The organism is Vibrio sp. 1402 (genome assembly GCF_033340275.1).
This window is the reverse complement of the sequence record NZ_JAWOWE010000490.1, coordinates 1-582: the sequence shown is the minus strand read 5'-3', so window position 1 is coordinate 582 and position 582 is coordinate 1. Positions and strand designations below refer to the sequence as shown.

Annotated in this window: 1 protein-coding gene and 1 pseudogene; both read right to left on the bottom strand. The window is 47.6% G+C overall.

Features of this window, described 5'->3' with window-relative positions; genetic code table 11:
- Nucleotides 1–254: pseudogene (locus R7044_RS26850) on the bottom strand (anthranilate phosphoribosyltransferase); the annotation flags it as partial.
- Between the two features lie 19 nt (nucleotides 255–273).
- Nucleotides 274–582 (bottom strand): glutamine amidotransferase-related protein (locus R7044_RS26845; RefSeq protein ID WP_405540948.1); only part of this gene is annotated, 309 nt, incomplete at its 5' end.

Sequence of the window (582 nt, the reverse complement as noted above, 5' to 3'; positions counted from 1 at the left end):
TGACCATCGCCCCCTGTTCCTACGATGTCTGCAAAGTCGTAATCAGGACGAGGGAACGGGTTCGCATTCGCCAGTAGGGCTTTTGCTGCACCGGCAATTTCATCAGGCGTTTCGCCTTTGATCTTTAATGCTGTTAATGCCGATGCCATTAAAATTGGATCAAGCTCGCCGCGAATAATAATGTCGAATAGCTGTTGGCTTTCTTCTTGAGTCAGTGATTGCTGTTCGTACAGTTTGTTGATGATTGCTTCCATAGTTTCTCTCCCCATTTCCTTATGCGTTATTTTTCTCAAGCGCCCATTCAATAGCGTTGCCCAACAAGGTTGCGCCGTAAGTCGTCATTATTGACTCTGGGTGGAACTGAAATCCGCAAACTTTATCTTGTTCGTGCACAACAGACATGACCAAATTGTCTACTTCGGCAGTGATGGTCAGGCTGTCTGGTACCTTTGTCGCCACTAAAGAATGGTAACGCGCAATTGCAAGTGGCGATGGCAGATTTTGATAAATTGCGTGGTCTTGGTGCTCCATCATCGACACTTTGCCGTGGATGATTTCACCAGCGCCAGCGACAGTACCGCC